The organism is Catellatospora tritici (assembly GCF_019083965.1).
GTDB classification, from domain to species: Bacteria; Actinomycetota; Actinomycetes; order Mycobacteriales; family Micromonosporaceae; genus Catellatospora; species Catellatospora tritici.
Genome location: NZ_JAHRCY010000003.1, coordinates 322,261 through 347,674, shown reverse-complemented (window position 1 = coordinate 347,674; position 25,414 = coordinate 322,261). Strand labels below are relative to the sequence as shown.

15 protein-coding genes and 1 tRNA gene are annotated in these 25,414 nt (G+C 73.6%); 4 read left to right on the top strand and 12 right to left on the bottom strand.

Going from position 1 to position 25,414, the window contains the following annotated elements; translation table 11 throughout:
• Positions 1–11 precede the first annotated feature (11 nt).
• Positions 12–644 (bottom strand): glycine zipper family protein, encoded by a 633-nt coding sequence (locus KUA19_RS08730; protein ID WP_217395632.1) that lies wholly within the window; start codon positions 642–644, stop codon positions 12–14.
• A 109-nt stretch (positions 645–753) separates the two neighbouring features.
• A complete protein-coding gene (locus tag KUA19_RS08725) occupies positions 754–1,374 on the bottom strand; it encodes an SGNH/GDSL hydrolase family protein (protein WP_217395631.1) in 621 nt (206 codons plus the stop codon).
• Positions 1,375–1,420: 46 nt separating this feature from the next.
• Between KUA19_RS08725 and KUA19_RS08720 the strand changes: the two genes are divergently transcribed.
• The gene (locus KUA19_RS08720) at positions 1,421–2,014 is read left to right on the top strand and encodes a TIGR03086 family metal-binding protein (RefSeq protein WP_217395630.1); all 594 of its coding nucleotides are present in this window, start codon (positions 1,421–1,423) and stop codon (positions 2,012–2,014) included.
• Between the two features lie 365 nt (positions 2,015–2,379).
• Here KUA19_RS08720 and KUA19_RS08715 read toward each other — a convergent pair whose 3' ends face one another.
• Positions 2,380–2,733, bottom strand: coding sequence for a VOC family protein (locus tag KUA19_RS08715; protein ID WP_217395629.1), 354 nt, complete (start codon positions 2,731–2,733; stop codon positions 2,380–2,382).
• 72 nt (positions 2,734–2,805) lie between these two features.
• Entirely contained in the window at positions 2,806–3,060 is a 255-nt protein-coding gene (locus tag KUA19_RS08710; protein ID WP_217395845.1) for a DUF6343 family protein, read from the bottom strand.
• A gap of 37 nt (positions 3,061–3,097) precedes the next feature.
• On the opposite strand from KUA19_RS08710, the gene KUA19_RS08705 reads away from it, so the two are divergent.
• Complete coding sequence (locus tag KUA19_RS08705) at positions 3,098–3,946, top strand: SDR family oxidoreductase (protein ID WP_217395628.1); 849 nt, start codon at positions 3,098–3,100, stop codon at positions 3,944–3,946.
• A gap of 53 nt (positions 3,947–3,999) precedes the next feature.
• Here the strand turns inward: KUA19_RS08705 and KUA19_RS08700 are convergent, their stop codons facing one another.
• From KUA19_RS08700 to KUA19_RS08680, 5 genes are read right to left on the bottom strand one after another with little or no spacing between them, the layout of a single operon-like run.
• On the bottom strand, positions 4,000–6,084 hold the full coding sequence (locus tag KUA19_RS08700) for a hypothetical protein (protein ID WP_217395627.1): 2,085 nt from the start codon (positions 6,082–6,084) through the stop codon (positions 4,000–4,002).
• On the bottom strand, positions 6,081–9,896 hold the full coding sequence (locus KUA19_RS08695) for a DUF5682 family protein (RefSeq protein ID WP_254548990.1): 3,816 nt from the start codon (positions 9,894–9,896) through the stop codon (positions 6,081–6,083). The genes KUA19_RS08700 and KUA19_RS08695 overlap by 4 nt, the downstream gene beginning before the upstream one ends.
• Positions 9,880–11,046, bottom strand: a complete 1,167-nt coding sequence (locus KUA19_RS08690; protein WP_217395626.1) for an ATP-binding protein — start codon at positions 11,044–11,046, stop codon at positions 9,880–9,882. Before KUA19_RS08690 ends, KUA19_RS08695 begins: the two co-directional genes overlap by 17 nt.
• On the bottom strand, positions 11,043–15,776 hold the full coding sequence (locus KUA19_RS08685) for a hypothetical protein (RefSeq protein ID WP_217395625.1): 4,734 nt from the start codon (positions 15,774–15,776) through the stop codon (positions 11,043–11,045). Before KUA19_RS08685 ends, KUA19_RS08690 begins: the two co-directional genes overlap by 4 nt.
• A complete protein-coding gene (locus tag KUA19_RS08680; RefSeq protein WP_217395624.1) occupies positions 15,773–16,666 on the bottom strand; it encodes a DUF4132 domain-containing protein in 894 nt (297 codons plus the stop codon). Before KUA19_RS08680 ends, KUA19_RS08685 begins: the two co-directional genes overlap by 4 nt.
• 286 nt (positions 16,667–16,952) lie before the next feature.
• Here KUA19_RS08680 and KUA19_RS08675 point away from each other — a divergent pair, with 286 nt between their 5' ends.
• The gene (locus KUA19_RS08675; protein ID WP_302498888.1) at positions 16,953–17,939 is read left to right on the top strand and encodes a patatin-like phospholipase family protein; all 987 of its coding nucleotides are present in this window, start codon (positions 16,953–16,955) and stop codon (positions 17,937–17,939) included.
• A gap of 244 nt (positions 17,940–18,183) precedes the next feature.
• Here KUA19_RS08675 and KUA19_RS08670 read toward each other — a convergent pair whose 3' ends face one another.
• From KUA19_RS08670 to KUA19_RS08660, 3 genes are read right to left on the bottom strand one after another with little or no spacing between them, the layout of a single operon-like run.
• Positions 18,184–21,342, bottom strand: a complete 3,159-nt coding sequence (locus KUA19_RS08670) for an efflux RND transporter permease subunit (RefSeq protein WP_217395623.1) — start codon at positions 21,340–21,342, stop codon at positions 18,184–18,186.
• A gap of 21 nt (positions 21,343–21,363) precedes the next feature.
• Positions 21,364–21,879, bottom strand: a complete 516-nt coding sequence (locus KUA19_RS08665) for a permuted SH3 domain-containing protein (protein ID WP_217395622.1) — start codon at positions 21,877–21,879, stop codon at positions 21,364–21,366.
• A gap of 4 nt (positions 21,880–21,883) precedes the next feature.
• On the bottom strand, positions 21,884–25,072 hold the full coding sequence (locus KUA19_RS08660; protein WP_217395621.1) for an efflux RND transporter permease subunit: 3,189 nt from the start codon (positions 25,070–25,072) through the stop codon (positions 21,884–21,886).
• 249 nt (positions 25,073–25,321) lie between these two features.
• Here KUA19_RS08660 and KUA19_RS08655 point away from each other — a divergent pair.
• Positions 25,322–25,394: transfer RNA gene (locus tag KUA19_RS08655), tRNA-Cys, on the top strand.
• The last annotated feature ends 20 nt before the right edge of the window (positions 25,395–25,414 follow it).

Sequence of the window (25,414 nt, the reverse complement as noted above, 5' to 3'; positions counted from 1 at the left end):
ATTGTCAGCCGTCAGTGATTGCGATCACCCTCTCGCCTGGCCAGACGGTCGCGGCGGTAGGCCCACGCCTCGTGCCAGACGTGGGGATAGACGCCGTGGGTGAAGTAGCGGATCGGGCCCGTGATCGGCCAGACGGTGTGGTCGTGGCGGCGCAGCCACAGCGGGCACGCGGCGCACAGCACGTACCCGAGGGCGACCAGGGGCAGGTAGAGCGGGCCGAGCAGGCGCCCCTGGCGCACGTGCAGGTCCTCGTGCGCCTCGTTGCCGGGCGTCAGACCCGCGATGACGTTGCCGACCGTGGTGGCGTACCCGGGCAGGGCCTGCTCCCGGACCACGATCCGGCCCCGGTGCCGCGACGGCGCCGGATCGAGCCGGTGGCCGCCGACCAGGTTCAACGCGAGGAACAGCGCGCCCGCGATGGTGTTGACCAGGCTCCACGTGTGGTCGAGCGCGAACAGCGCCAGCCCGCGCCCGGTGTCGGCATAGGCGTCCAGCCGCGCGACCGCCCAGCCGTACGGCAGCGCCACCGCCGCCGCGGCCAGCACCGCCACGACCGCGCCAGGCAGGCCCGACAGGGCACCGACCAGCGCCGCGGCACCGACCTGAAGCAGTGCCGACCCCAGGCCGTATCCCCACCTGGCCATGCCCGCACGCTAACCGGCCCCGCTTACCCGATCGGGCCGATCACGGGCATCGGCGTTCGCCCCAGGCGAGCTGGCGCCCGTCGTCAGCGGCCCGCCGCCACGGATCCGGTCAGCCGAGCAGCGCCAGGTACTGCCGGGCGATGATCGCGTGGCCGGGCAGGTTGGGGTGGATACGGTCCGGCGCCCAGTCCTGCGACGTGGTGGTCTTGAGCACCTCGTCGAAGGCGTCCTGGGTGCGCACGTGCAGCGCGTCGAAGTCGGCGGCCAGCCCGGCCACCACCTCGGCGTAGCGGGCGGTCAGGGCACGCTGGGGCTCGGCCCGGTCGGCCTCGATGACGTACGGGTCGGCCAGGATCAGGCGGCAGCCGGTGGCGTCGACCGCCCGGGTGAGCAGGGTGCGCAGAGTCGCCGCGTACTCGTCGAGGGGGACGGCCTCGTCGGCGCGGTCGCCGAACAGCCGCCACACGTCGTTGATGCCGATCTTCACGCTGAGCCAGTCGGGTCGCTCGGCGACCGCGTCGGCCTCCCAACGCCGGGCCAGGTCGCGCACGGTGTCACCGCTGACGCCGCGGTTGGCCCAGGTCAGGCCCAACTCCGGGTGGGCGGCGGTGACGAAGGCGCGGACCAGGCTCATGTACCCGTCGCCGTATGGCGCGGCGTGGTCGCGGCGGCCGCAGTCGGTGATGCTGTCGCCGATGAAGACGATGCGCTGTCCCTGCTGGAAAATCACCGGCCCATCCTAGGCGCGAGCGATACTTGCTGCGGGGGTGGAAGGAATGGACCTGCTGACCGCGTACCGCAGCAGCCTGGACGGGTTCACCCGGCGCGTGGGCGAGGTGGGCCCCGAATCCTGGGCCGCGCCGACCCCGTGTCCCGACTGGAACGTCAACGAGCTGGTCAACCACCTCGTCGGCGAGGATCGCTGGACGCCGCCGATGTTCGGCGGCTCGACCATCGCCGACGTCGGCGACCGGTTCGAGGGCGACCTACTCGGCGACGACCCGCACACCGCCGCCGTGGACGCGGCGTGGCAGGCCCGGCAGGCCGTCGAGGAGCCGGGCGCGCTGGACCGGACGGTGTTCCTCTCCTTCGGCGAGACGCCCGCCACCGAGTACCTGCACCAGCTCACCGCCGACCACCTGGTGCACACCTGGGACCTGGCCGCGGCCGCGGGACTGGACCGGCGGCTGGACGCGGACGCGGTGGCCTTCATCGCGGCCTGGTTCGGCGACCACGAGCGGGAGTACCGGCGGGCAGGGGTGATCGGCCCGGCGGTGACCGTACCCGCTGACGCCGATCCGCAGGCTCGCCTGATCGCCGCCTTCGGCCGCGACCCGGCCTGGGCGCCGCCGCCCGGCCGCGCCGCCTGACCGGCCCCACCCGACGCCCGCGCCGCGACTCTCCCCTGCCCGCACCCTTTGCTCTGCACCCACCGCTTTGCTCTGCACCCACCGCTTTGCTCTGCACCCACCGCCTTGCTCTGCACCCACCGCCTTGCTCTGCACCCACCGCCTTGCTCTGCACCCACCGCCTTGCTCTGCACCCACCGCCTTGCTCTGCACCCACCGCCTTGCTCTGCACCCGTTGACGCGGCGTCTGACCGCAGTTTCGGGGAAACTGTTGGAAAGACGGCCATGATTCCAGCAGTTTCCCCGAAACTGCCGTTCGGGGTGTTGCGCCCGTGGGTGCAGAGCAAGGGTTGGGGTGCAGAGCAAAGGGCGGTGGGCGTGGGGTGTCAGGGGGTGTCGTAGGCGGTGACGTGGGTGGGCTGGTAGACGCCGAGGGTGGCGCCGCCGGGCAGGCGGACGACCGCTTCGGTGCCCCAGTCGCGCTTGGCCGGAGCCACGATGATCTCCAGGCCGCGCTCGCTCCAGGACGCGACGGTCGACTCCACGTCGTCCACGGTCAAATACAGCTCACAGCGCGTGTGTGCCTCGGCCGGGTGGAAGGCGATCTCGGCGGGCGGCGCCTTGAAGATGAGCCAGCCCTCGCCGGTGTCCACATGCGGCAGGCCCAGCACATCGCGGAAGAACGCCCGGTCGGCCTCTGCGTTCGTGCTGTAAATGAGCGCGTGCATTCCCTTGATCATTTCTCGATTCTAGGTCCGCCACCTGCCTGAGCAGGGTCGATCCCGTCGACCGGGGTGAAGAAGCGGGGCGTCTCATTCGAACAGGGAGTGCGGGGCGTGGTGATCGGCGCGGGCGCGCTCGCGGCGGCGGCGCATGATGACGATGAGGTCCACAATCGTGATCAGGCAGAGCAGGATCGCGGCCCAGCCCACCAGCGCCAGGCCGAAGGCGAACGCGATCACGGCGAGCACCGCGGCGAAGACGAGGCCGAAGCCCGCCAGCGCCAGGCGCAGGTTCAGCGCGCTGTACGGATGATCGTGGGAGCCGTCCGGCTTCTGGCGTGTCATCACGGGCCTCTCCTCCATACTAGGCCGGGAGGTGTCGATGACCGAGGTGCCGCAGCCACTCATCGCCGTCACCGGCGCCACCGGCAGGCTCGGGGGCCGGGTCGCCCAGCGGTTGGCCGAGGCCGGGGTGCGCCAGCGCCTCGTGGTGCGCGAGCCCGATCGGGCACCCGTGCTGCCCCGTTGTGACATCGCCCGCGCCGCGTACCACGACGGTGCGGCGGTGACCGAGGCGCTGACCGGGGTCGACACCGTGTTCATGGTGTCGGGGGCCGAGTCGGCCCGACGCGTCGACGAGCACCGCACGTTCATCGACGCCGCGGTCGCCGCCGGGGTGCGGCGGATCGTCTACACCTCGTTCTACGGTGCCGCGCCCGACGCCACGTTCACATTGGCCCGCGACCACTGGCACACCGAGGAGCACCTCAAGGCGAGCGGCCTGGCCTGGACCGTCCTGCGCGACAACCTGTACCTGGATGTGCTGCCGCAGTTCGCCGACGCCGAAGGCGTGCTTCGGGGCCCGGCCGGGCAGGGCCGGGTCGCGGCGGTGGCGATCGACGACATCGCCGACGTGGCCACCACGGTGCTGCGCGAACCCGGCCATGACGGGCAGACCTACGACCTCACCGGACCGCAGGCGCTGACGCTGGGCCAGGTCGCCGAGATAGTCACGCTGGTGACCGGGCGGCCCATGCGCTACCACGCCGAGACCGAGGCCGAGGCGTACGCCTCGCGCCGGCATTATCAGGCACCCGGCTGGCAGGTCGAGGCGTGGGTCAGCACGTACCTGGCGATCGCGTCGGGTGAGCTGGCCACGCCGACCGACGCCGTACGGCGGCTGACCGGCGTGGACCCGCTCACCCTGGAGGATCTGCTGCGGCTGGGCTGACCGCTCCCGGCCCCCGGTCGGCAGCACGACGAGGGCCGGGCGCACAGAACGGGTCAGCGCAGCCAGGACGCTTCGGTGAGGGTGGCCGAGGCTGCCTGCTCGTACACCGCGGCCGCCAGCCAGGCTCGCGCGAACCCGTGCCCGTCGTCGCCGGTGACCCGGCCGAACGTGTCGCGCGGCCGGTGCCGGGCCGCCCCGGTCAGCTCGCCCAGCAGGTGGGCGCCGAGGTCGAGTCGGGCCCGGAGCAGTGCCCGCTCCTGCGACTCGGCCAGTGCCTGCACCGCCCGGCCGCCGGTCACCACCCGTTCCAGGTGGCGCCGTAGCAGCCGCAGCGCGGGGTCGCCGGTAGCCTCCGCGCGACGCACCGGCGGCAGCCGGTCCGCCGCCGATCCGGCCAGGTGGCTGCGGTGCAGGCGGTCGTACCCGAGGTCGGCGTGGCCGCCCCAGGCCGGGGGCAGGCGCAGGCCGCTGTCGGCGCCGCCGGGATCGCCGATCGCGAGCGCCGCGACGTGACCCTGGTGCGCCGGGTCGGGCCGGCCCACCAGCAGCAGTTCCACGCCGGGCGCGCCACCGAGCACGGTCAGGTTCTCCCGGAACGGCAGCGCCGCCTCGTCATCGGCCGCCGTCAGCCGCAGCACGGTGCCCTCGGCGGTGGCCGCCAGGACGGTGCCGCCGTCACGGCCGAGCAGCCGTACGGTGACGAACAGCAGGTCGGCGCCGACTTGGCGCTGCACCACCGGCACCGTCAGCGCCGCGAACGCCCGGCGCAGCTGGTCGGCCAGCGGCTGCTCCCACAGTGCACGCAAGGGCTGCTCCGTCCAGGTCGCCCCGGACGCGCGCACCGCCTTGACCGAACGGCCCGCGCCGAGCTGGCCCGTCTCGGTGGCGGTGCCGCCGGACACGATCAGCCCGGCGCGGGTCAGTTCGCGGTGCGACACTCCCGCCTCGCCCAGCGCCACGGTCGCGTCGGCGGCCGCGGCGGCCCGAGTGGCACCGCCCGGGAACAGGTCGGCGGTCAGCCACAGGCGTCCGGCGCGATCGGCCAGGTACGTCACCGTGCCCGCGTAGCCGGTGTCGGCGACTACGGGCACGGTGCACAGGCCGTACAGGCGCAGGCCCTGCTGGGGGTCGTAGCCCCGGCGGGCGGTGCCCAGCAGCGGGCCGAGCCGGTCGGTGGGCAGGTCCGGGTCGCGCAGCCGGGCGGTGACGGTCAGCAGCTCACGCAGGTCGTCGGTGAGCTCGGCGAGCCGGAACTGTGGTTGCGCCTGGGCGGCGGCCTGCATGCCGTTGGCGGTACGCAGCCCCGCCGCGGCGGCCCGGTGCAGCCCCTGGGCACGGCACTCGTGCACGGCCCGGAGCAGCCCGGAGCGCAGCACGACGCCGCTGCCGGACAGCCCGGCCTCGAGCACGGCCACCGCCGCCCGCCACAGCCCGTCCGCCGCCGCCCGCTGCCGCTCGGTCAACCGGGCCCCCGCACCCCCCGGCCCCGCCTCCCCCTCCTCGCCGACGCCCACGCCCGCCCGCGCGCCTCCGCGCGCTCCCGATCCGGGCTGCAGTTTCGGGGAAACTGCGGGAATCTTGGCCTTCTTTCGTGCAGTTTCCCCGAAACTGGCGGTTTCGGCGGCGGCCGCGTCGGCGGCAGGTGCGAGTGCGTCGGACGCGGAGGCGGGTGCGCGTGCGGCGACCGGAGGGGTCGGCGCGGACGCGAGCGCGTCGGCGGCGGATGTGTCAGCGGAGGTTGGGTCGGATCCGGGCGCGTCGGCGGCGGATGTGTCAGCGCGGGTCGGGTCGGATCCGGGCGGGTCGGCGGCGGGGGTGTCGGAAGTGGTGAATGCGGGTGCGGGGGTGCCGTCGTGGATGGGGGCCAGGGCCAGTACGGCGGTGCGGTGCAGGCAGTGCGGCGCGAGCAGGCAGCTGCAGACGGCCTGGTCGGCGGTACGGACCACGCCGTCGGGGGCGGTCAGCGTGACGACGGTGTCCTCGTCGGGGCTGACGGCGCAGCCGTCGGGGGTCGGCGAAACCGGCCAGGCGGCGGCCTTGGCCACCGCGTCGTCGACGCGTTTGCGCAGCCGGGCGGGGAGTGCGTCGAGCGCCTCGGCGAGCACCGCCGCGTCGACCGGGGGCAGGGTCGTGGTCACCGGCTCACCTGCTCCCCCACCCAGCGGGCCAGCTCAAGCGGGCTGAGCGCCGCCACCGGCATCCCGGCCGCGACGAGCTGCCCGGCCGCCGACACCGAGTATCGCGGCCGTCCCGCGTCGTCGAGGCTGGCGCAGCCGAGCACCGTCGCGCCCGACTCCACCAGCGCCCGCACCTCCGCAAGCACGCCGGACATGCCGTACCCCTCCTCGAAGTCGCTGATCAGAACCACCAACGTGCGCGACGGCACGGTCACCAGCGACCGGGCGTGACGCAGCCCGGCGGCGATGTGGGTGCCGCCGCCGACGCGTACCTCCAGCAGCAGGCTGAGCGGGTCGTCGACGCGGTCGGTCAGGTCCACCACCTCGGTGGAGAACGCGACGAAGTGGGTGCTGAGCGCGGGCACCCCAGCCAGCACCGACGCGGTGAGCGCCGACCAGATCACCGACTCCTCCATCGAGCCGGAGACGTCCACGACCAGCACCAGGCGCCAGTCGACGCCGCGGCGGGCCCGGCTGCGGAATACCGGCCGCTCCGGCACCACCACCACGTTGCCGTGCTCGTCCCGGCGGCTGGCGGCGAGGTTGGCGCGCAGCGTACGCGGCAGATCCAGCCGCCCGCCCGGACGTCTCGTCGGCCGGGGCGTGGTGAGCCCGTTGAGCGCCGGTCGCAGGGTGGTGGCCAGCTGCCGGGTAAGTTCCTCGACCAATTTGGCCACCAGCGGCCGCAGCTTGGCCAGCAGACCCTCGGGCAGGCCACCGGCCAGCGACAGTACGTCGCGCAGCAGCCCGATCGAGGGGCGTACGGCGTCCGGGTCCAGCGCCAGCGCGGCCTCCAGCCGTCCGGACTCGACCGCCCGCGCCAGCACCTCCTCGCGTACGCCGGGGCCGAACAGGGCCGCGAGCTCCTCCGACCATTCACGTACGCCGGGGAACGGGGCTTCACGCCCGGCCCGCCCGGCGGCGTCGGCACGGGCGCCCTCGCCCCGTCCGGCGCCGTAGAGCTCGTCGAGGGCGGTCGCGTAGCGGCGGGCCCCGGGCGAGCACGCCTCGCCGTCCCGGCCAAGGATCAGCCGCCAGCGGTCCGCCGGGGTCAGCTGCCGCGCACCCAGCGCCTCGCCCACCCCGTCGCCACCCGTCCCGCTCCCCTCCCGATCCGGTGCCGCCGACGCCGACGCCGACGCCGACGCCGACGCCGAATCGTCGTGCAGTTTCGGGGAAACTGCACGAATCTTGGCCCCGTTTCCTGCAGTTTCCCCGAAACTGCCGCCAACCTCGGGCGCGGCGGGCGCGGCGAGGGCGGCGGGCGGGGTGGGGATGGGCGGGGTGTCGGGGGTGAGCAGGCCGAGGGCGGTCAGGGCGTCGCGGCCCGCGCGGTCGGCGAGCAGCCGCAGCAGCAGCGCGTCCGGGTCGGACACCTCATCGACGCGTACCCTGTCGCCGAGCCGCTCGTCGACCACGGCCAGCAGCCGGTCGCGGGCGGCCGGGCTGGCGGCGTGGAAGCCGCCGCGCAGGGCGGGCAGGCGGCTGAGGAACGCGTCGTCGGGCAGCCGCTCGACCCGGTCGAGCAGCCCGTCGAGGACCGGTTCGGCAGCCTGCAGCAGCGGTTCGGCCACCACGAGCAGGCCGGTGAGCTGCCCGGTCAGGTCGCGGCGGGCCTCGTCGGTGCCGGCGGCGTCCACCCAGGACGCGACGCGTACGCCGTACTCGGCGGCGGCCCGGTGGCCGAGCAGCACCTGCACCGCACCGGCCGCGGCGGCCAGCAGCGGCGTGCCGTCGGTGGCCAGCCGGGCCAGGGCGTCGGACAGGCGCAGCAGCGAGCCGGCCCGGTCGGCGCGCTGGGCCAGGGCAGCCAGCGCCCGCGCGTCGGCGGGGTCGGTTGATCCGGCCAGGCCGTCGACCTGCGCCACGGCGGCGGCTTCGATGGATTCGGCGGCCACGGCCAGCGGCACCGGGTCGGGCCGTGGCAGGCCCGGGACGTGGCCCAGCCGCAGCCGGTCGAGCAGGGCCAGCGCGTCCAGCGCGTCGCTCAGCGAGCCCTCGCCGGGCACGACGGCGGCCAGTTCGACCAGTCGCGCCGTCGCGAGGTCGGTCAGGGCGCACACCGCGGCGGCGTGCAGGCCGGTGATGACCTGGGCGGCGGTCGGGCCGCCCGCGTCGCGTTCGCGGCGGCGACGGTCGGCCAGGGCGCCCTCGGCGGCCTGGGCCAGGGTGACCCCACGCAGCCCGGCGACCTCGACGGTCGCGTCGGTGGCGGCTGTCCACTGCACCCGCCAGCGGGTGGTCACGGTGTCGGTGCCGCCCGCGCCCTCGCCCGCCACGGGCTCGGCGTAGGCGACCCCACTGGTGGCCAGGCGCTGCAGCGCGATCTCGCGGCGGGCGTCCAGGTCGGAGCGCAGCGGGTCCAGGCGCAGGTCCTTGGCGGCGTCGCCGGGGCCGGGCAGCCGCAGTGCGGCGAGCAGGTCGCGTACGGCCGGGCCGAGGCCCGAGCGGGGGGTGCCGGGGGCCAGTCGGCCGCGCCGTTCGCCGACCAGCACCTGCTCCATCGCGGCGGCGACGACCCGGCCCCGGCCGAGCACCTCACCGTGGGCGAGCACGCTGGTCAGCGCCTCGACCAGTTCACCCCGGCCGGGTGCGGGCAGGCCGCGCAGCCGGGCCAGGTCGAGGGCGAGCCGGGCGGCTTCGCCGGACTCGCCGGGGCCCGCCGGGTGCCCGGCGGCGCGCACGCGGGCGCTGACCGCCACCAGCGCCGCGACGGCGGCCGCTTCGATCTTGACCGGGTCGCCCGCGGCGGTGAGCACGTCCTGCTGCCACTGCGGGTCGCGGATGCCCGCCGGGTAGCCGGAGCGGGCGTCGAGCAGCCCGAACGTGTACGGCACCAGCGACGTCACCACCTGCTGCCCCGATCCGCCGCCCGCGACGGCGTCGGCCGTCGTCATCAGCGCCGGGGCGTGGAAGGCGCCGACCAGCAGCACGACCCGCTGCCCGGCGTGGGCGGCCAGGCAGGAGCGCATGTGCGCCTCGCGGCGCAGGTCCAGCGGGGACACGCCGGTGTCCCGGGCGGCGTCGCGGCGCAGCGCCCAGCCGACGAGCAGGGCCGCGCGGCGTACCGCCTCGGCGTCGGCGCCCGGCGCCCGCGCCTCCACCACCCGGTCCCACATGTCCTCGTCGGCCCGCCCGGTCGCGGTCTGCTTGAGCACGTCCGCGAGGGGCCGCTGCGACACCGCCGCGACCGTCCGGACCGGATCGCCGGAGAGCCCGGCCGAGTCGCTCGCCCCGCCGGGGCCGTCCGCGCCGGAACGGCCGCGCCCGGGAGCCGCACCGGGCTCGGCGTCGCCGCGGAGCTCGCGCTCGGGCGGACCGCCGTCGACCGGAGCGGGCCCGCGGGGCTCGCGCGGGGCGGGCTCGTGCCAGGTGCGGTCGGCCAGGGGCAGGTCGCAGGGGATGACCGGGACGCCGTTGCGGGCGGCCCAGCGGATGGCGACCAGCTCGGGCGAGAAGTCGGCGAACGGGTAGAACGCCGGGCCGTGGTCGCCGACGATGCCCGCCAGCGCCACCGGCCCCGTGGTGGCCGGGTCGGCCAGCCACGGCAGCCACTGGCCCAGTTCGGGCGGCAGTTCCAACAGCAGCGCCTGCGGCGCGGCGCGGTCGAGCAGCTCGGGCAGGACCACCGACAGGGCGGGCGAGTGGTGGCGTATCCCGATCAGGTACGGCTCGCGGCATCCGGCCAGCTCGGCGACGGCCACGGCCGGATCGTCGGGGGCGGTGCCGGGCGCGTTCGCGCCCGGCACCGTCGGCTCAGTTGTCGAGCTCATCGCGCAGTTCCCACAGGCGCCGCCACAGCCGGGCGCCGTCCTCGGCGCGGCGGCGTACCGCGCCGTCCCAGTAGCCGAGCAGCTTGGCGCCGTCGGCGGGGTCGTCCTTGCGGACCACGCCGAGCAGGTGGCCCGGCAGCAGCGACAGCACGTCCCGGTCGCCCGGGAAGTAGGCGACGGCCAGTCCCAGCGACGTCGCCACGGCCACCGCTTCGGCGGTGCTCATCACCGTCGACGGCTTGGGCACGTCCCAGCCCTCCGTCGAGCGGCCCTCGCGCAGGTCCCGGAACGCGGTGACCAGCGCCTCCAGCACCGCCTCGTCGACCTCGAACGGCGCCTTGACCCGCGCCAGCGCCGCACGGGCCTGCCGGGCGACCAGCGCGGTCTCCTGGGCCAGGTCGGCGATCGGGCCGACGGTCTCGAAGTTGAAGCGGCGCTTGAGCGCGGCCGACATCTCCGATACGCCCCGGTCGCGCAGGTTCGCGGTGGCGATCAAAGTGAAGCCGGGCGCGGCGGGGACGGTCGCCCCGGCGGTGCCCGCCAGCTCCGGCACGGCGATACGCCGGTCGGACAGCAGCGACACCAGCGCGTCCTGCACCTCGGGCAGGCAGCGGGTGATCTCCTCGACCCGGGCGACCGCGCCGGTGCGCATCGCGGTCAGGATCGGCGAGGGCACCAGCGCCTCGCTGCTGGGGCCGTGCGCCAGCAGCAGGGCGTAGTTCCAGCCGTAGCGCAGCTGGTCCTCGGTGGTGCCCGCGGTGCCCTGCACCGTCAGCTCGCTGGTGCCGCAGACGGCCGCGGCCAGCAGTTCGGACAGCATCGACTTGGCGGTGCCGGGCTCGCCGACCAGCAGCAGGCCGCGTTCCCCGGCCAGGGTCACCACGCACCGCTCGACCAGGGCCCGCTCGCCGACGAACTTCGCCGGCACGACCAGCTTGGGCGGCAGGCCGTCGCGGCGGTCCTCCTTGGCCAGTTCCAGTTCTCGGCCGTCGCTGCCGGTGATGAAGGTGACCACGGCGCGCGGGGTGAGCCGCCAGCCGGGCGGGCGCGGCCCGCCGTCGTACGCGGCCAGGAACGCCAGCTCCTCGGCGTGCCGGTGCTCGGCGGGGTCGACCTGCCGCGCGGTGTCGGGTGTTGCGGTGGTGGTCATCGGCGCCTCTCGGTGACGAGTTCATCGAATCGCGGTGCGTCGCCCTGGCGCACCCGGGTCCAGGCGAGGTCGAACAGCTGTGGCGCGGGGGCGATCGGCAGCACCACGCCGAGCACGCCCGGACCCTGCGCACCGCCGATCAGCAGGCCGTACTTCCAGGTTTCCAGTGGCAGGTGCGGGGCCTTGAGCGCCAGCCAGCCGCCGGGCAGGAACAGCGACCGTCCGGCGCGCGGCCGCTTGGCGTCCACGACGAGGTCGGTGGCGGCCAGGGCGGCACGGGCGGCCTTCAGCCGGGCGGGCTTCCAGCCGGTCCACGCCGCGACGTTGCGGTCGGTGGGGTCCGGCAGGGCCAGCAGCTGCAGGTACAGCGTGGCGGCGTCGGCGGTCAGGCCGGTGGTCTGGGCGACCTCGGCGACCAGCGCCGGGACCGACCGGGACGGGTCCTTGGCGGCCTCGTCGGACACCGGGTAGCCGACCAGCTGCTCGATCTGGTCGCCGAGCACCGCGCGCAGGCCCGCGACCAGCGCGCTGACGCCGCTGACCTGCGCGAGCAGGACGGCCAGCGCCGGGTCGTCGGCGCCGTCCAGCAGGCTGGTCCGCAGGTGCGCGTGCCGCCAGTCGCCGCCGGGCGGGAACACCAGCGCACCCGCCTGGATGCCGTCGGGGCCCTCGGTGGCGGTGCCGCCCAGGGCGCGGGCCAGGCCGTCGATGTCCTTGGCGGCGATGTGCCCGGCGTGGATGACCAGCTTCGGGTCGCGCAGCCGGGCCCGGAGCAGGTCCAGGACCCGGGGCAGCCCGGCGCGGATCGGGTCGGCTGCGGGCAGGTGGTAGACCAGCCACGGCAGCGTCTTGGTGATCGCGACGATCAGGTCGTCGGTGTCGATCCCCTTGACCTTGCCGTGCAGCCACCGGCAGGTGTCGGGGCTGCTGATGCCGTGCAGCAGTTCGGAGGCCCCGACACCGCTCGCGGCCCGGGACTGGCTGAGCGCCACGATCAGCTCGTCGCGCACGGGTCGGCGTACGCCGTGCCGCTCGACCCACTCCGCCACCACCCGGTCCACGGCCGGGCCGGTGGTCCAGAGCGCGGCCGGGTCGTCGGGCAGCAGCAGCGCGAGCATCCGCACCGTCTCGTCCTGCGCGTTCCAGCGGCGGGCCGCGATGTTCAGCGCGGTCGCGTCGACGTCGCCGAGCCGCTGGCGCAGCTGCTCGTGCTCGGCCCGCTCCCATTGCCGCCGGGGCAGCCCGGCCAGCAGCAGCGTCGCCTCGGCCGGCGACATGCCCGCCCGCTGCGACAGTTCGGCGGGCGCTTCGGGCCGCCACGGCGCCGGGCCGTGCTCGGCCAGCGCCGCCAGGAACGCCGCCACCGAGGCCGGGTCGGCTCCGGTGACGTCGAAGCGCATCTCCTCGTCGAGGGTGTGGCCGGGCAGCGCCCCGAACACCCCGTCGGGGGCGTGGTCGAGCAGGGTCAGCTCGCGGTCGTCGGGGTCGACCGACAGCACCAGCTGCCGCCGCCCGCCCAGGGTCAGCACCTGGCCCACCTGGGCGGTGACGGGGGCGTCGGAGGTGACGTCGATGCGGCGCAGCGCGCTGCCGGGCGCGGTCAGGCCGCTGCGCCCGGCGGCGGCGAGCAGGTCGGCCAGGGCGGTGCGCTGGTCGTCGGGGGTGAACGGGCTGGCCGCGCGGGCCATGGCCGGGCGGAGCAGGCCGAGGCTGTCGATCCAGTCGATGTCGCCGGGGAAGGCGACCCGCTCGGTCGGCACCTCGGGTGCGGTCAGCGCGGCACCGGCGGCCTCCAGCAGCCGTACGGCGCTGTCGCCGCGCCGGTAGCAGTAGCGGATCAGCCCCGACAGCACCTCGGCCAGCTCGTTGTCGCCCACGCCCGCGGGCGTGACCTGGACGGCGGGCTGCTTGACCCGCCCGGCCAGGGTCTCGCCCAGCCGGTGCTGCCGGACGGCCAGCGCGGCCGCGCGCATGACCACCCCGGCCACGCCCGCGCGCAGCGCCGCGTCGGTGACCTCGGGCAGCAACGGTGCGATGAGGTCGGGCAGCCGCTCCATGGCGACGGTGCTGACGCCGCCGTGCTCGTTGGTGGTCCGCGCGGCGGCCACCAGGGCGGCGGCCCGCTCGTCGGTCAACGTGCGCAGCGCTGCCGACCCGGCCTCGTCGCGCGGGCGCAGGTAGTGCCAGAACCCGGCCGGTGGGACCAGGGTGGTGCCCCAGGCGTAGTGCGAGTTGCCCCAGCCGCGGTGGTACTCGCCCAGCGCCGCGCCGTCGGCGGCGTACAGCCGCAGCGTGCTGTTGCGGTAGTTGTCGACCTCGGTCAGGCCGCACACCTGCCCGCCGGGCAGCCGCAGTGCCCCGACCAGGCGGCCCTCGCCCGCGCCCTTGCGCAGCGTGTACGAGGCCCCGTCGATCGACTCGCCGACCCGGCTGCCGTCGGGCCGCTCCCGGACCCGCCAGCCGACCAGGCCGTCGCGCCCGCCCAGCGGGCTGTCGGCCGGGCCCGGGTGCAGGCGGCAGGCGTACAGCTCCAGGGACTCGCCGTCGACGGCGCCGTCCTCCAGGAACGCGGGCAGGCTGGCCCGGCCGAGCTCACCGGTGGCCGGGTCGAACTCACGCAGTTCGTGGCGTTCCCGCCCCGAGCGCCACACCCAGTACGCGGAGCCGTCGCTGAGCACCGGGCCGCCCCGGCGCTCGGAGCGGTCGCCGACGTGCAGCGGTCGGGCGCCGAGGGTGCGGCCGCCGCCGGGCAGCGCCAGCGACACGCCGCGCGAGAGGTCGAACGCCTCGTCGGGCACGGTGAACACGTCGTCGGCGGTGCCGCTCCAGTAGCCGCGCCGCTCGGTTCCGGCGTCCCAGCAGACCAGCAGCTGCCCGTCGACCCAGCGCAGCACCTGGCGCCACTGGTAGCGGCGCTCGGCGGCGGGGATGCGCAGGAGGTGCTCGTACTCGACGCGGTCGGGGCCGACTACCTGGACCAGGTCGCCGACGCGCAGGATCAGGTGCGGCCACTGCTCGACCACGGTCAGGTCGTCGACCTTCGTGCCGTCGAAGCGGCGCACCGCCTCCTCGAAGGCGGGCCAGCCCAGCTCGTCGAGCACGCCCGCGCGCAGGGTGCGGGCGAGGACCGCGGTGACGTCGTGCTCGATCACGGTACGGGCCGCGTCGGTGTGCACGGCCAGGCCCTCGGGGCTGTTCAGCCGCTCCAGCCGGTCCAGGTGGCCGCCGAGGGTGGGCAGTCCGTGCGCACCGACCTCGCGGGCCAGGTTCTCCAGCCAGACGCGCACGGCGGTGCGCAGACCCGCGACCGACAGGACGTGGCTGATCCCCTCGGCCGCGCCACTGCGCCGCCGCAGATACTCCTCGACCCCGCTGACCAGCTCGTCCAGGAAGCGCCCGTCGCCGGCCAGGGCGACCAGGTCGCGGCGGCCGTCGGTGCTGTCGTTGAGCCACTGCCCGACGTCGTAACGGGCGTCTTCGTGCGGCTGCGCCAGCGGCACGCCCAGTGCCAGACAGGCGTCCACGAGGTCCAGGTCGACCTGGTCGTGCCGGCGGCACAGCGCCACCGGCACGCCGTCGGCCTTGAGCCGGGGCGCCATCTGCGCCAGCAGCGCCAGCAGCTGCGGGCTGCGCTTGCGGTCGCGCCAGGAGCGGTTCTCGCGGTGGGAGTCGAAGCGCTGCAGCCAGCCCGCCGGGCCGTCGGGGGAGGCGGCCCCGGCCGCGACGCGGTCGGCGGGTTCGGTCAGCGCGGCCAGCGCGCCCGCCTCGGTCAGCAGCGACAGCCACGTCTCGTCGGTGCAGCTCTTCGGGAACATGCCCAGCAGGCGGCCGCGGATCGCCGGGTCGGCGGCGGCCATCCGGGCCAGCGGCGCGCGGTAGGCGGCCCAGAACTGCTCCGGCGCGCCGACGACGGCGGGGGCGCCGAACAGGTCCCGCAGCACCTGCTCGTCCCCGACGGCCTGGTCCACCTTGGCGGCCTTGGCCAGGCGGCGCAGATCGGTGTGCATCGCCGCGTACGGCGGGAGTCCGCCCAGGACCCGCTCCACGCACAGCCGCCGGAACCGCTCGTAGGCGTCGGCCGGGGTGCACCGGGCAGCCAGGTCCCGGGCGTGCCCGGTCAGCGCCTTCACCGTCAGCGCCCCGGCCAGCGCGAACTCCAGGAACACGGCGTGCTGCCGGTCCTCGTCGATGGTCAGCCCGTACGCCCGCTCGGCGTCACGCGCCTTGCCGAACATGCTCGCCCCGTACGACGTGCTGTCCCCGGCCAGGAAGGCCCGGCCCGCCTCCTCGTAGAACGTGGGCAGGAAGTGCGGCACCGACCGGGCCAGGCGCTCGCCGAGGGCGTCGAACCCCTCCTTGGCCGCGCCGGTGCGCGACTTGGCGATGCGGGCCAGCCGCTCGATCTCCTTGACCAGGGCCAGCGCGTGGTGGCCGTTGGCCGGGTCGTGCACCAGCGCCCAGGCCGGGAAGCCCAGCGCCTGCTGGCGCACCACGCCGACCGGCTCGGTCGACTCGGGCTTGTCGAAGCCCAGGAACTCCATGGTCAGGTCCTCGGCCGCGCCGAGGGTGGCCGGGACCAGGCGCACCACGGTCCGCTCGCCCAGCACCGGGTGCCGGTAGCGGCGCGCGCTCAGCGCGTCGACGGTGTCGTCCTTGGCCACGGCGGTGCCGGTCGGCAGCACCGCACCGGCCTCCAGCAGACCGGCCGCCGGGGAATTCCGCTCGCTCATTCGTCCTCACCCTCCTCCTGCTTCACCACGCGCCCGGCGTACAGGGCCGCGGCCATGCGGATGCCTTCCGACCAGGCCACCGGCCCGACGTCGGCCAGGGCCAGCCCGGCGCCGTCGCGGTCGGTGAAGACCAGGTCGCCGGTCTCGGTCTCGTAGTACGGGTCCTCGGCGCCGACCCAGGAGCGGGCCTCGACCACCCGGCCGCCCTCGAACACCCGGCAGACGGCGTTGCCGCCACGCACCGGGTAACCCAGCTTGGTGGCGCGCGAGGTCAGGTGGCGCAGTTGCTCGTAGCGGCCCCCCGAGTACTCCTCGACGCGGCTCGCGCCCGCCTCCAGCGTCGCCGGGCGGACGTGGATCTGGCGGAACAGCTGGTCCACCGACTGCTGCACGCCCAGGTCCGCCGCGAACTCACGCAGGTCGTCCAGGTCGCTCAGGGTCACCGGGTGTGGGATGAGCACCCGGGCGGCGTCGCGGCGCACCGTCTCGCCGTCGAGGTTGACCACGCCGATGCGCCCCGGCTGCGACCCGCCTGCCGGTTCCGCCGCCCGCAGGAAGCCGACCTCGTCGGGGTCCCAGCCGCCGTCGTCGTCGAGCACCGCCACCACCAGGTCGGTCAGCGCGGTACGCCAGCTCTCGTCCGGCCACACCTGCGCGAGCACCTCCACCGGCACCGGCAGCGAGCGCACCATCCAGCGTTCGATGTCGGTGCGGCACTGCGCCTCGTGGCGTCCCAGCCACTCGGTGAGCTGGCGCAGCCCGACCACGACCGGGTCGTCGCGCAGCGCGGTGGGCACCGAGCGCAGCTCGCGCCCCTTGGCGTTGCGGGCGACCAGCGTCGATTCCCGCAGGGTGACCTCATAGCCACCCGAAGCGGTCAACCATCCCATGTGGACGGCCCCCTTCCTGTCGAGGACACCGGAGGCTAAACCACCGCGGTGACAGTTCTCCCCACCGCGGTGGGCCCAGCGGGGTGACCAGGACGGGCGGGTGGCCGGGGGCGACGACCGGTGCGCGGCGGCAGGAATGAGATGGGCCCGAGCCGGGTATTTCGCGGTTGTTACAGCAGGTGACGGCTATTCGGACGTTAGGATTCGATCAGGCGTACAAGCGCATGAGCATCGCAAAGCGCGCGGGCTGCCACCCGCCGCTGAGCTCGCCGGGAAAGAGGGCGACATGCTGAAGCAGCCGGACGAGGCAGCGGCCTCCCGCACCGCCACCACCGCGCGGGCCCCCGAACCCGAGCCCCCACGCGCTTCCCGGCGGCCCGCCGCCCGAGCCTCGGCGGAGTACCGTCGGAGCCCGAAGCGGAAGAAAGGGTTGCCGATGAAGAGCCGGGCGCTGGTGCTGGGCGGCGGTGGGATCACCGGCATCGCCTGGGAACTGGGCATTCTCGCCGGGCTGGCCGAAGCCGGGCTCGACCTGGGCCAGGCCGACGTGCTGATCGGCACCTCGGCGGGTTCGGTGGTCGCCTCGCTGATCGCCGACCGCACCCCGATCGAGGAGCGCTACGCCACCCAACTGGAGGACCCGGTCAACGAGGTCGCCGACCGGCTGAGCACCCGGATGCTGCTGGGGTACGGCTGGGCCATGCTCTGGAGCAGGCAGCCCGAGCAGTACCGGGCCCGCCTGGGTGCGCTGGCCATCGCCAACGCCCGGATGACCCCGGACGAGCGGCGCGCCGTCATCGCCTCCCGCCTGCCCGATCTCGACTGGCCCGACCGGCCGTTGAAGATAACCGCCAGCGACGCGCACACCGGCGAGTTCGTGGTCTTCGACCGCGACAGCGGGGTGCCGCTGCTCGACGCGGTGACGGCCAGCTGCGCGGTGCCCGGCGTGTGGCCGCCCGCGCAGATCAACGGGCGCAGCTACATCGACGGCGGCATGCGCTCGGCCACCAACGCCGACCTGGCCACCGGATACGAGCGGGTCGTCATCGTCGCGCCGGTGACCGTCGGCGGCGGCCTGGTCTCCAGTGCCTCGCGGCACGCCACCGACCTGCGCGCCGCCGGGGCCCAGGTGAGTCTGGTCAGCCCGGACAAGGCGGCCCGGTCGGCGATCGGCCGCAACATGCTCGATCCGGCCCGGCGGGCCATGTCGGCGCGGGCCGGACGGGCCCAGGCTGTGGTGATCGCCGAAGAGGTGGCCACGATCTGGGGTTGACGACGGGATCCGAAGATCGGCGTGAAATTCGTTGGACATTTTTCACTTCGCCGCTGACCTGGTCGAATCGCGGAGGATCACCACGTTTGAGCAGGTGAACCCCGTCCGAACACGACGTAGCCAAAAGCTGCCGACGCGGCTATGCTCATCGGTAACGCTCGGCTTGGCGACTTCCCCCGTGGTTGCCAAGACGAGCGTTCTTATTTGCCCGCGCTTGACCGCTTTCCGCGGTCAAGCGCGCTGGTCACACCGCCGGGGCGGGTTCGGGGCCGGGCGGTGCGGGTGCGGCCGGTGCGGCCGATTCCTTGCGGGAACGGCCGAACCGCAGGTACAGCACCGGCACGATGATCAGGTTCAGCAGCGTCGAGGTGAGCAGCCCGCCGATGATGACCACGGCCATCGGGTGCTCGATCTCGTGTCCGGGCACGTCCCCCAGCACCACCAGCGGCACCAGCGCCAGACCGGTGGCCAGCGTGGTCATCAGGATCGGCGACAGCCGGTCCAGCGAGCCGCGCAGCACCAGGTCCTTGCCGAAGGACTGCCCCTCGAACCGTTCCAGGTGCTGGTAGTGGCTGATCAGCAGGATGCCGTTACGGGCCGCGATGCCGAGCACGGTCAGCAGGCCCACCAGCGACCCGAGCGAGATGGTGCGCCCGCTGAAGAAGTACGCCGCGAGCACGCCGCCCACCAGCGCCGACGGCAGGGTGAGGAACGACAGGATCGCCAGCCGCCAGCTCTCGAACGACAGCCGCAGCAGGATCAGGATCAGTAGCGCCGCACCGAGGCCGAAGAACAGCAGTCGCTGCGAGGCGGCCTGGCGCTCGGCGTACTCGCCCAGCAGTTCGGCGTGGTAGCCGCGGTCGTAGCTGACGTTGCCCAGTTTGGAGTCCAGGTCCTTGACGACCGCGCCCAGGTCGCGGCCCTCCACGTTGGCGCCGACGTCGATATAGCGCTGGGTGCCGTCGTGCAGGATCACGTTGGGCGTGGACTTGACCTCGACCTTGGCCACGTCACCGAGGCGCACGTGGCCGCCGTTGGGCGTGTCGATGGGCAGGTTCTCGATGTCGGCCACCGAGTCGCGGGTGCCGGGCGTGCTCCATACCACGATGTCGTAGGCCTTGCCGTCGCGGAAGATGTCGCCGACCTCCTCGCCGGCCATCAGCGTCGCCGAGGCGCGCCGCACGTCGCCCGGCTTGACGCCGAACTGCTCCGCCTTGGCCAGGTCGACGGTCACCTCGACCTGCGGCACGTCCACCTCCAGGTCGACGTGGCGGTCGACGGTGCCCGGGGTGTCGGCCATCAACTGCTGGATCTCCTCGGCCTTGCCCCGCAGCTTGTCCAGGTCCTCACCGTAGATGCGCACCACGATCGCGTCACCGGAGCCGGTGAGCACCTCGTCGGTCCGCTCCCGCAGGTACGTGTACACGTTGTGCATGAGGCCCGGGTAGTTCTTGCCGACATCCTCGATCTTGGCGATGGTCTCGTCGTAGTCCACCGCCGGGTCGATACTGATCCACAGCTCGCCGAAGTTGACGCCCGCGGTCTCGTCGCCCAGGAACGCCATGCCGATGTGCGCGCCGAAGGTCTGCACGCCGGGCAGGTCGCGCAGCTCCTTGGAGACGTTCTGGATCATCCGGATCTCCTCGTCGTTGGACGATCCGGGCGCGGTGATGAAGTGCATGAAGACGTTGCGTTCCTTGAACGCGGGCAGCAGCGACTGGCCCAGCCCCGGCAGCGCGGCCAGGCCGAACAGCAGCACCACGCCGGTGGCGGCGAACGCGACGAACGGCTTGCGGACGACGCGGTCGAGCAGCCTGCCGTAGGCGGGCTTGAGCCAGCGCACGACCGGGGACTCCTTGCGGTCCAGCGGGGCGCGCGAGAGCAGCAGCAGCGCCAGGGCCGGGGTCACCGTCAGCGCGACCACCAGCGACGCCAGCACCGCCAGGGTGTACGACAGCGCCAGCGGCCGGAAGAACGCCCCGGTCAGCCCGCCCAGGAAGAAGATCGGCACCGCCGCCGCGACGATGATCATCGTGGCGTACACGATCGGGCTCCGCACCTCCAGGGACGCGTCCAGGACGATGGACGCGGTGGAGCGGTCCGAACCCTCGGCCCGCGCCTGGCGCAGCCGTCTCATGATGTTCTCGATGTCGATGATCGCGTCGTCGACGACCACGCCGACGGCGATCACCAACCCGGCCAGCACCATGGTGTTGATCGTGGCCCCGCGATAGTAGAGCACCAGCCCCGCGGCCACGATGGACAGCGGGATCGCGACCAGACTGATCAGCGCGGTACGCCACTCGAACAGGAACAGCGCCAGCACCAGCACCACGAACAGGCAGCCCAGCAGCAGCGCCCGGGACAGGTTGTCCACCGCGGTCTCGATGAACGAGGCGGGCCGGAAGATGGTCGGGTTGACCTTGATGCCGGTCAGGCCCGGCTCCAGCGTCTTCAGCGCCTGCTCGACGCCGTTGGTGACGTCGATGGTGTTGGCCCAGGGCAGCTTCTCCACGATCAGCATCACGCCGGGCTGGCCCTCGATCACCGCGTCGCCGATGAGCGGCTGGTGGCCCTCGACCACGTCCGCCACCTCGCCGAGGCGCAACGGCGCCTGGCCGGCCCGCGACACGGTCACCTTGGCCAGGTCGGCCGCGGTGCGGATGGGCAGCACGTGGCGTACGCCGATGGTCTGGTTGGGGGTGGTGACCTGGCCGTCGGTGCCGATCACGGCGCCGTTGGAGAACTGGAGCAGCCCCACCTCCAGCGCGTCGGCGGTCTCGGTCATCACCTGGTCGAGCGAGACGCTGTGCGCCTGCATCCGCTTCGGGTCGACCTGCACCTGGAGCATCTGCAGCTGCTCGCCCCAGATCGCCACGTTGGCGACCCCGGGCACCTCGAGCAGCTTGGCGCGAATGGTCCAGTACGAGATCATCGACATCTCGATGATCGACCGGGAGTCCGAGGTCAGCCCGATCTTCATGACCCGACCCATGGACGAGACCGGCTGCAGCATGACCGGCGGCGCCGCCCAGGTCGGCAGGGTCGGCGTCACCGCCACCATCCGCTCCGACACCAGCTGCCGGGCGGTGAACAGGTCGGTGCCCGGCTTGAACAGCAGCTCGATCGAGGACAGCTGGGCCAGCGACTTGGACCGCATCGTCTCCAGGCCCTCGACGCCGTTGAGCGCGTTCTCCATCGGCACGGTGACCAGCGACTCGACCTCACCCGCGGACAGGCCCAGGCACGCGGTCTGGATCTCCACGCGCGGCGGGGCGAACTCGGGGAACACGTCGACCGGCATCTTGCGCAGCTGGACGAAGCCGAGCGCCATCATCCCGGCGGCCAGTGCCACCACCAGCACGCGGAACTTCAGGCTCGTCGCGACGATCCAGCGCATCATGACCGGTTCACTCCCCCGCCGCTACTCTTCCTCGACCCCGACCTCAGTGCCGTAGAGCTCGTCGACGCCCTGGACCACCACCTCGGTCCCTGCCTTCGGCCCCTCCTTGAGCACCACGGTGTCGCCCGCGACGGTCTCCACCGTCACGTGTTGGCGCAGGTACTCCCGGTCGCCGACGACGGCGTAGGCCCAGGTGTCGCCGGTCGGGTCATAGAACAGCGCCTGGTACGGGATGGTCAGCTTCTGCTTGCTGCCGTACTTGGCCGTGGCCACCGGGGCGGTGACGATGCCTAGATGCTCCACCGCCTCCGGCTGCAGCGTCACCTTGCTCAGATCCGTGCCGTCGACCGGCTCGGCCACCCCGGACGTGTCGTTCTGGGTGTCGACGATGTCCGACAGCGGCGGGTATGAGCTGCCCAGCATCGACGCCAGCCCGATGCCCACGGCGACCACGACCACGGCACCCAGGCCCCATTTGAGCCATCTACGGTCCGGCCTCGCGCCGCTGCTGCCAGGACCTGCGCTGTTGCCCGACATGGCGTCACGCTCCCTCTGCGGTGGACGGGGCGGTCCCAGCCGGACCGGCCGCCGGGCGCTGCTCGCGTGCCGGGTCGAAGAACCCGTGCAGCACGGGCAGCAGGTACAGGATCAGCAGCACCGCCGTGACCAGGCCGCCGAGCGCGGTGACCGCCAGCGGGCGCAGGATCTCCAGGCCCGCCACGTTGCCCAGCGCCAGCATCGGCACCAGCGCCGCCGCGACGGCCAGCGCGGTGGTGACGATCGGACCGAACCGGTCGCCGACGCCGTAGGTCGGTCGCACGCCGGTCGCGGCGGCCTCGGCCGCCTGCTGTTGCCAGCCGCGCACCAGCAGCACACCCTCGCGTACCGCCAGCGCCAGCGGCACCCCGAGGCCGAGCAGCGAGCCGATCGAGATCCCGACGCCGGTCAGCAGCGCCAGCAGCACCCCGCCGAACAGCGACGCGGGCAGCAGCAGGATCAGCAGCGTGGCCAGCCGCCAGCTGCCGAACGCCGCCTGCAGCAGCAGGTACGTCGCGATCGCGGCGACGGCGAGCAGGGCCAGCAGCCGCCAGTGCGCGGCGCCCGCGGTGGTGTAGTCGCCCAGCACCTCGGCGTGGTACTCGACCGGGAACTTCACGTTCTTCAGCTCGCCCTGGATGTCGCGGGCGACCAGGTCGACCGGGCGACCGGTCACGTCGACCGGGATGTCCACCCGGCGCGACACGGAGTCGTGGCGGATGTTCGACGGCGCTGACACCATGTGCACGTTCGCCACGTCGGACAGCTTCACGTGCCCGCCGCTCGGGGTGTCGATGAGCAGGTTGCCGACGGCGGCGACGCTGTCGCGCACCGACGGCACGCCCAGCACCACCACGTCGAAGACCTTCTGCTCCTCGAACAGGCTGCCCGCGGTCAGGCCGGAGATCAGCACGGCGGCGCTGCGCCGGACGTCGCCAGGCTTGATGCCGTACTTCTCCGCCTTGGCCAGGTCGACTTCGACCTCGATGGTGGCCTGGTTCTTGCTCAGGTCCTCCGGCCGCGCGGTGACGCCGTCGACCTGCGCCAGCACCCCGCGCACCTCCTGGGCCTTGGCCCGCAGCGTGTCGAGGTCCTTGCCGTAGATCCGCACCACCAGGTCGCCCTTGGTGCCCGTCAACGCCTCGTTGACCTGCTGTGCCGGGTAGGTCACCACGTGGTGGTCGAAGCCCGGGTACTGGTCGACGACGCTCTGGATGCGGTCGGTGGTGGCGGTGTAGTCCGCCTTCGGGTCGAGGGTCAGCCAGAACTCGCCGGAGTTCATGCCGACGGCCTGGTCGGAGTTGATCGCCCGGCCGACGTGCACGCCCACGTTGGACACGCCCTCGGTGGCCCGCAGCCGGGTGCCGACCGCACCGGCCACGCGCACCATCTCCTGCTGGGACATGCTCGGCACGCCGGTCCAGCGGATCAGCAGGTTGCGGTCCTGCGGCACCGGCAGCAGCGCCTGGCCGCCCAGCAGCGGCGCGAGCAGCGGCCCGGCCAGCGCCAGCACCAGCGCGGTGGCGAGCGCGAGCTTCGGGCGGCGGTCGGCGCGCGCCGACAGGCCCTCGTAGCGCGTCCGCAGCCAGCCCAGCGCGCGCGACTGCGCGGGCAGGTTCGCCCGGCGGTACAGCAGCCAGGACAGCACCGGGGTGAGCGTCAGCGACAGCAGCAGCGACGCCAGCACCGCCAGCGCGCACGACCACGCCACCGGGGCGGTGAAGGCGCCGGTCAGACCGCCGATGAACAGCAGCGGGGCCAGTCCGGCGAGCAGGATCAGGGTGGCGTACAGCAGCGGCACGCGGGTGCGCAGCACCGTGTCGGTGAACGACTGCTCGGTGGCGGGCTCGCCCTCGCGGCGTACCAACCCGCGTCTGGCGTTGTCGGTCTCGGTGACCACGTCGTGCACCACGACCGTGAGCGCGAACATCAACCCCGCCAGCACCAGCATGTTCACACCGCTGCCGCGCAGGTCGAGCACGAGCACCGCCAGCAGCAGCGACAGCGGGATCACGATCAGCGCGATCAGCGCGGCGCGCCAGTCCAGCAGCAACGCCCCGATCACGATCACCGCGAGCAGGATGCTCAGCAGCACCGAGGTGCGCAGGTTGCCCAGCGCCGACTCGATGAAGGTGGCGGGGCGGTACAAGGAGGTGTCCACCTGGACTCCGGTCATACCCGGCTCCAGGGACTTCAGCGCCTCCTCGACGCCCTTGGTGACCTCGAGCGTGTTGGCGCCCGGGAACTTCTCCACCACCAGCATCAGACCGGGCTTGTCCCCGACCAGGGCGTCGCCGATCAGCGGGAGCTGGTGGTCCTCGGTCACCGTGGCGACGTCGCCCAGCCGCGTCGTCTTGCCGTCGTGCTGCACCGGGGGCGCGGCGGCCTGGTCCTCACCGGTGTTGGCCCGAGCCTGCTCCAGCGGCACCTTGGCCAGGTCGGCGGCGGTGTGGATGGGCAGGATGTGCTGAATGCTCAGCCGCTGGTTGGGCGTCTCGACGAAGCCGCTGGTGCCGGGTGTGGACGCCTCGACGAAGGTCAGCGGGGACACCCACAGCGCGTTGCCGGTCGTCTCGACCACCTGGGTGAGCGTCACGCCCGCGTCGGCCAGCCGCTGGGGATCGACCTGGACCTGCAGCTGGCGTTCCCGTTCGCCCCAGATGGACACATTGGCCACACCAGGCACACCCATCAGCCGGGGCTTGACCTGCCAGTGCGCCAACAGCGACATGTCGATCAGCGACACGTCCGGCGAGGACAGGCCGACGACCAGGACCCGGCTGGTGGAGGAGACCGGCTGGATCATGTTCGGGGCCTTCGACACATGCGGCAGGGCCACCGCCTGGGTGAGTCGCTCCTGCACCGCCTGGCGGGCCCGCAGCACGTCGGTGCCCGGCTCGAACACCAGATCCACCTGCGACAGGCCGCCCAGCGACTGCGACCGGATCGACTCCAGCCACGGCACGCCGTTGAGCAGGTCCTGTTCCAGCGGGACGGTGATGAACTGCTCCACCTCGGTCGCCGAAAGACCCAGCGCCTCGGTCTGGATCTCGACCGTCGGCGGCGAGAACTCGGGCAGCACATCGGAGGCCGACCGATTCAGCCTGGTGACACCGAAGAACATCAACAGCGCGGCCACCGGTATGACCAGCAGCCGGAACTTCAGGCTCGATCGGATGATCCAGTGCATCATCAGCCCGCCCCGTCCTCAGCGGTAGCGGAGACGACGGACCGAGCGAACGCACTCAGTGCGAGCGCCGGGACCGACGCTTCCGCGGTCTGGCGGAAGTCCTACGCCTGCCAACGCTACGCCCGAATTCCGTGCCAACTTGGAGCTTTCTGGCAGTCGGGGTCAATCCGGGAAGTTGCTGTGAGCACGCTGGACGGTGGCCCGACTGGGGCGGGCGTGTTGTCGGTCGGGTCGGGTAGTGTGCCGCGCGGCGAGGTCGTAGCGCAGAGGTCGTCGCGCCTTGACTGCAAGCTGGAGGACGTCGGTTCGAATCCGACCGGCCTCGCCCCCACAGCAATCCGTGGC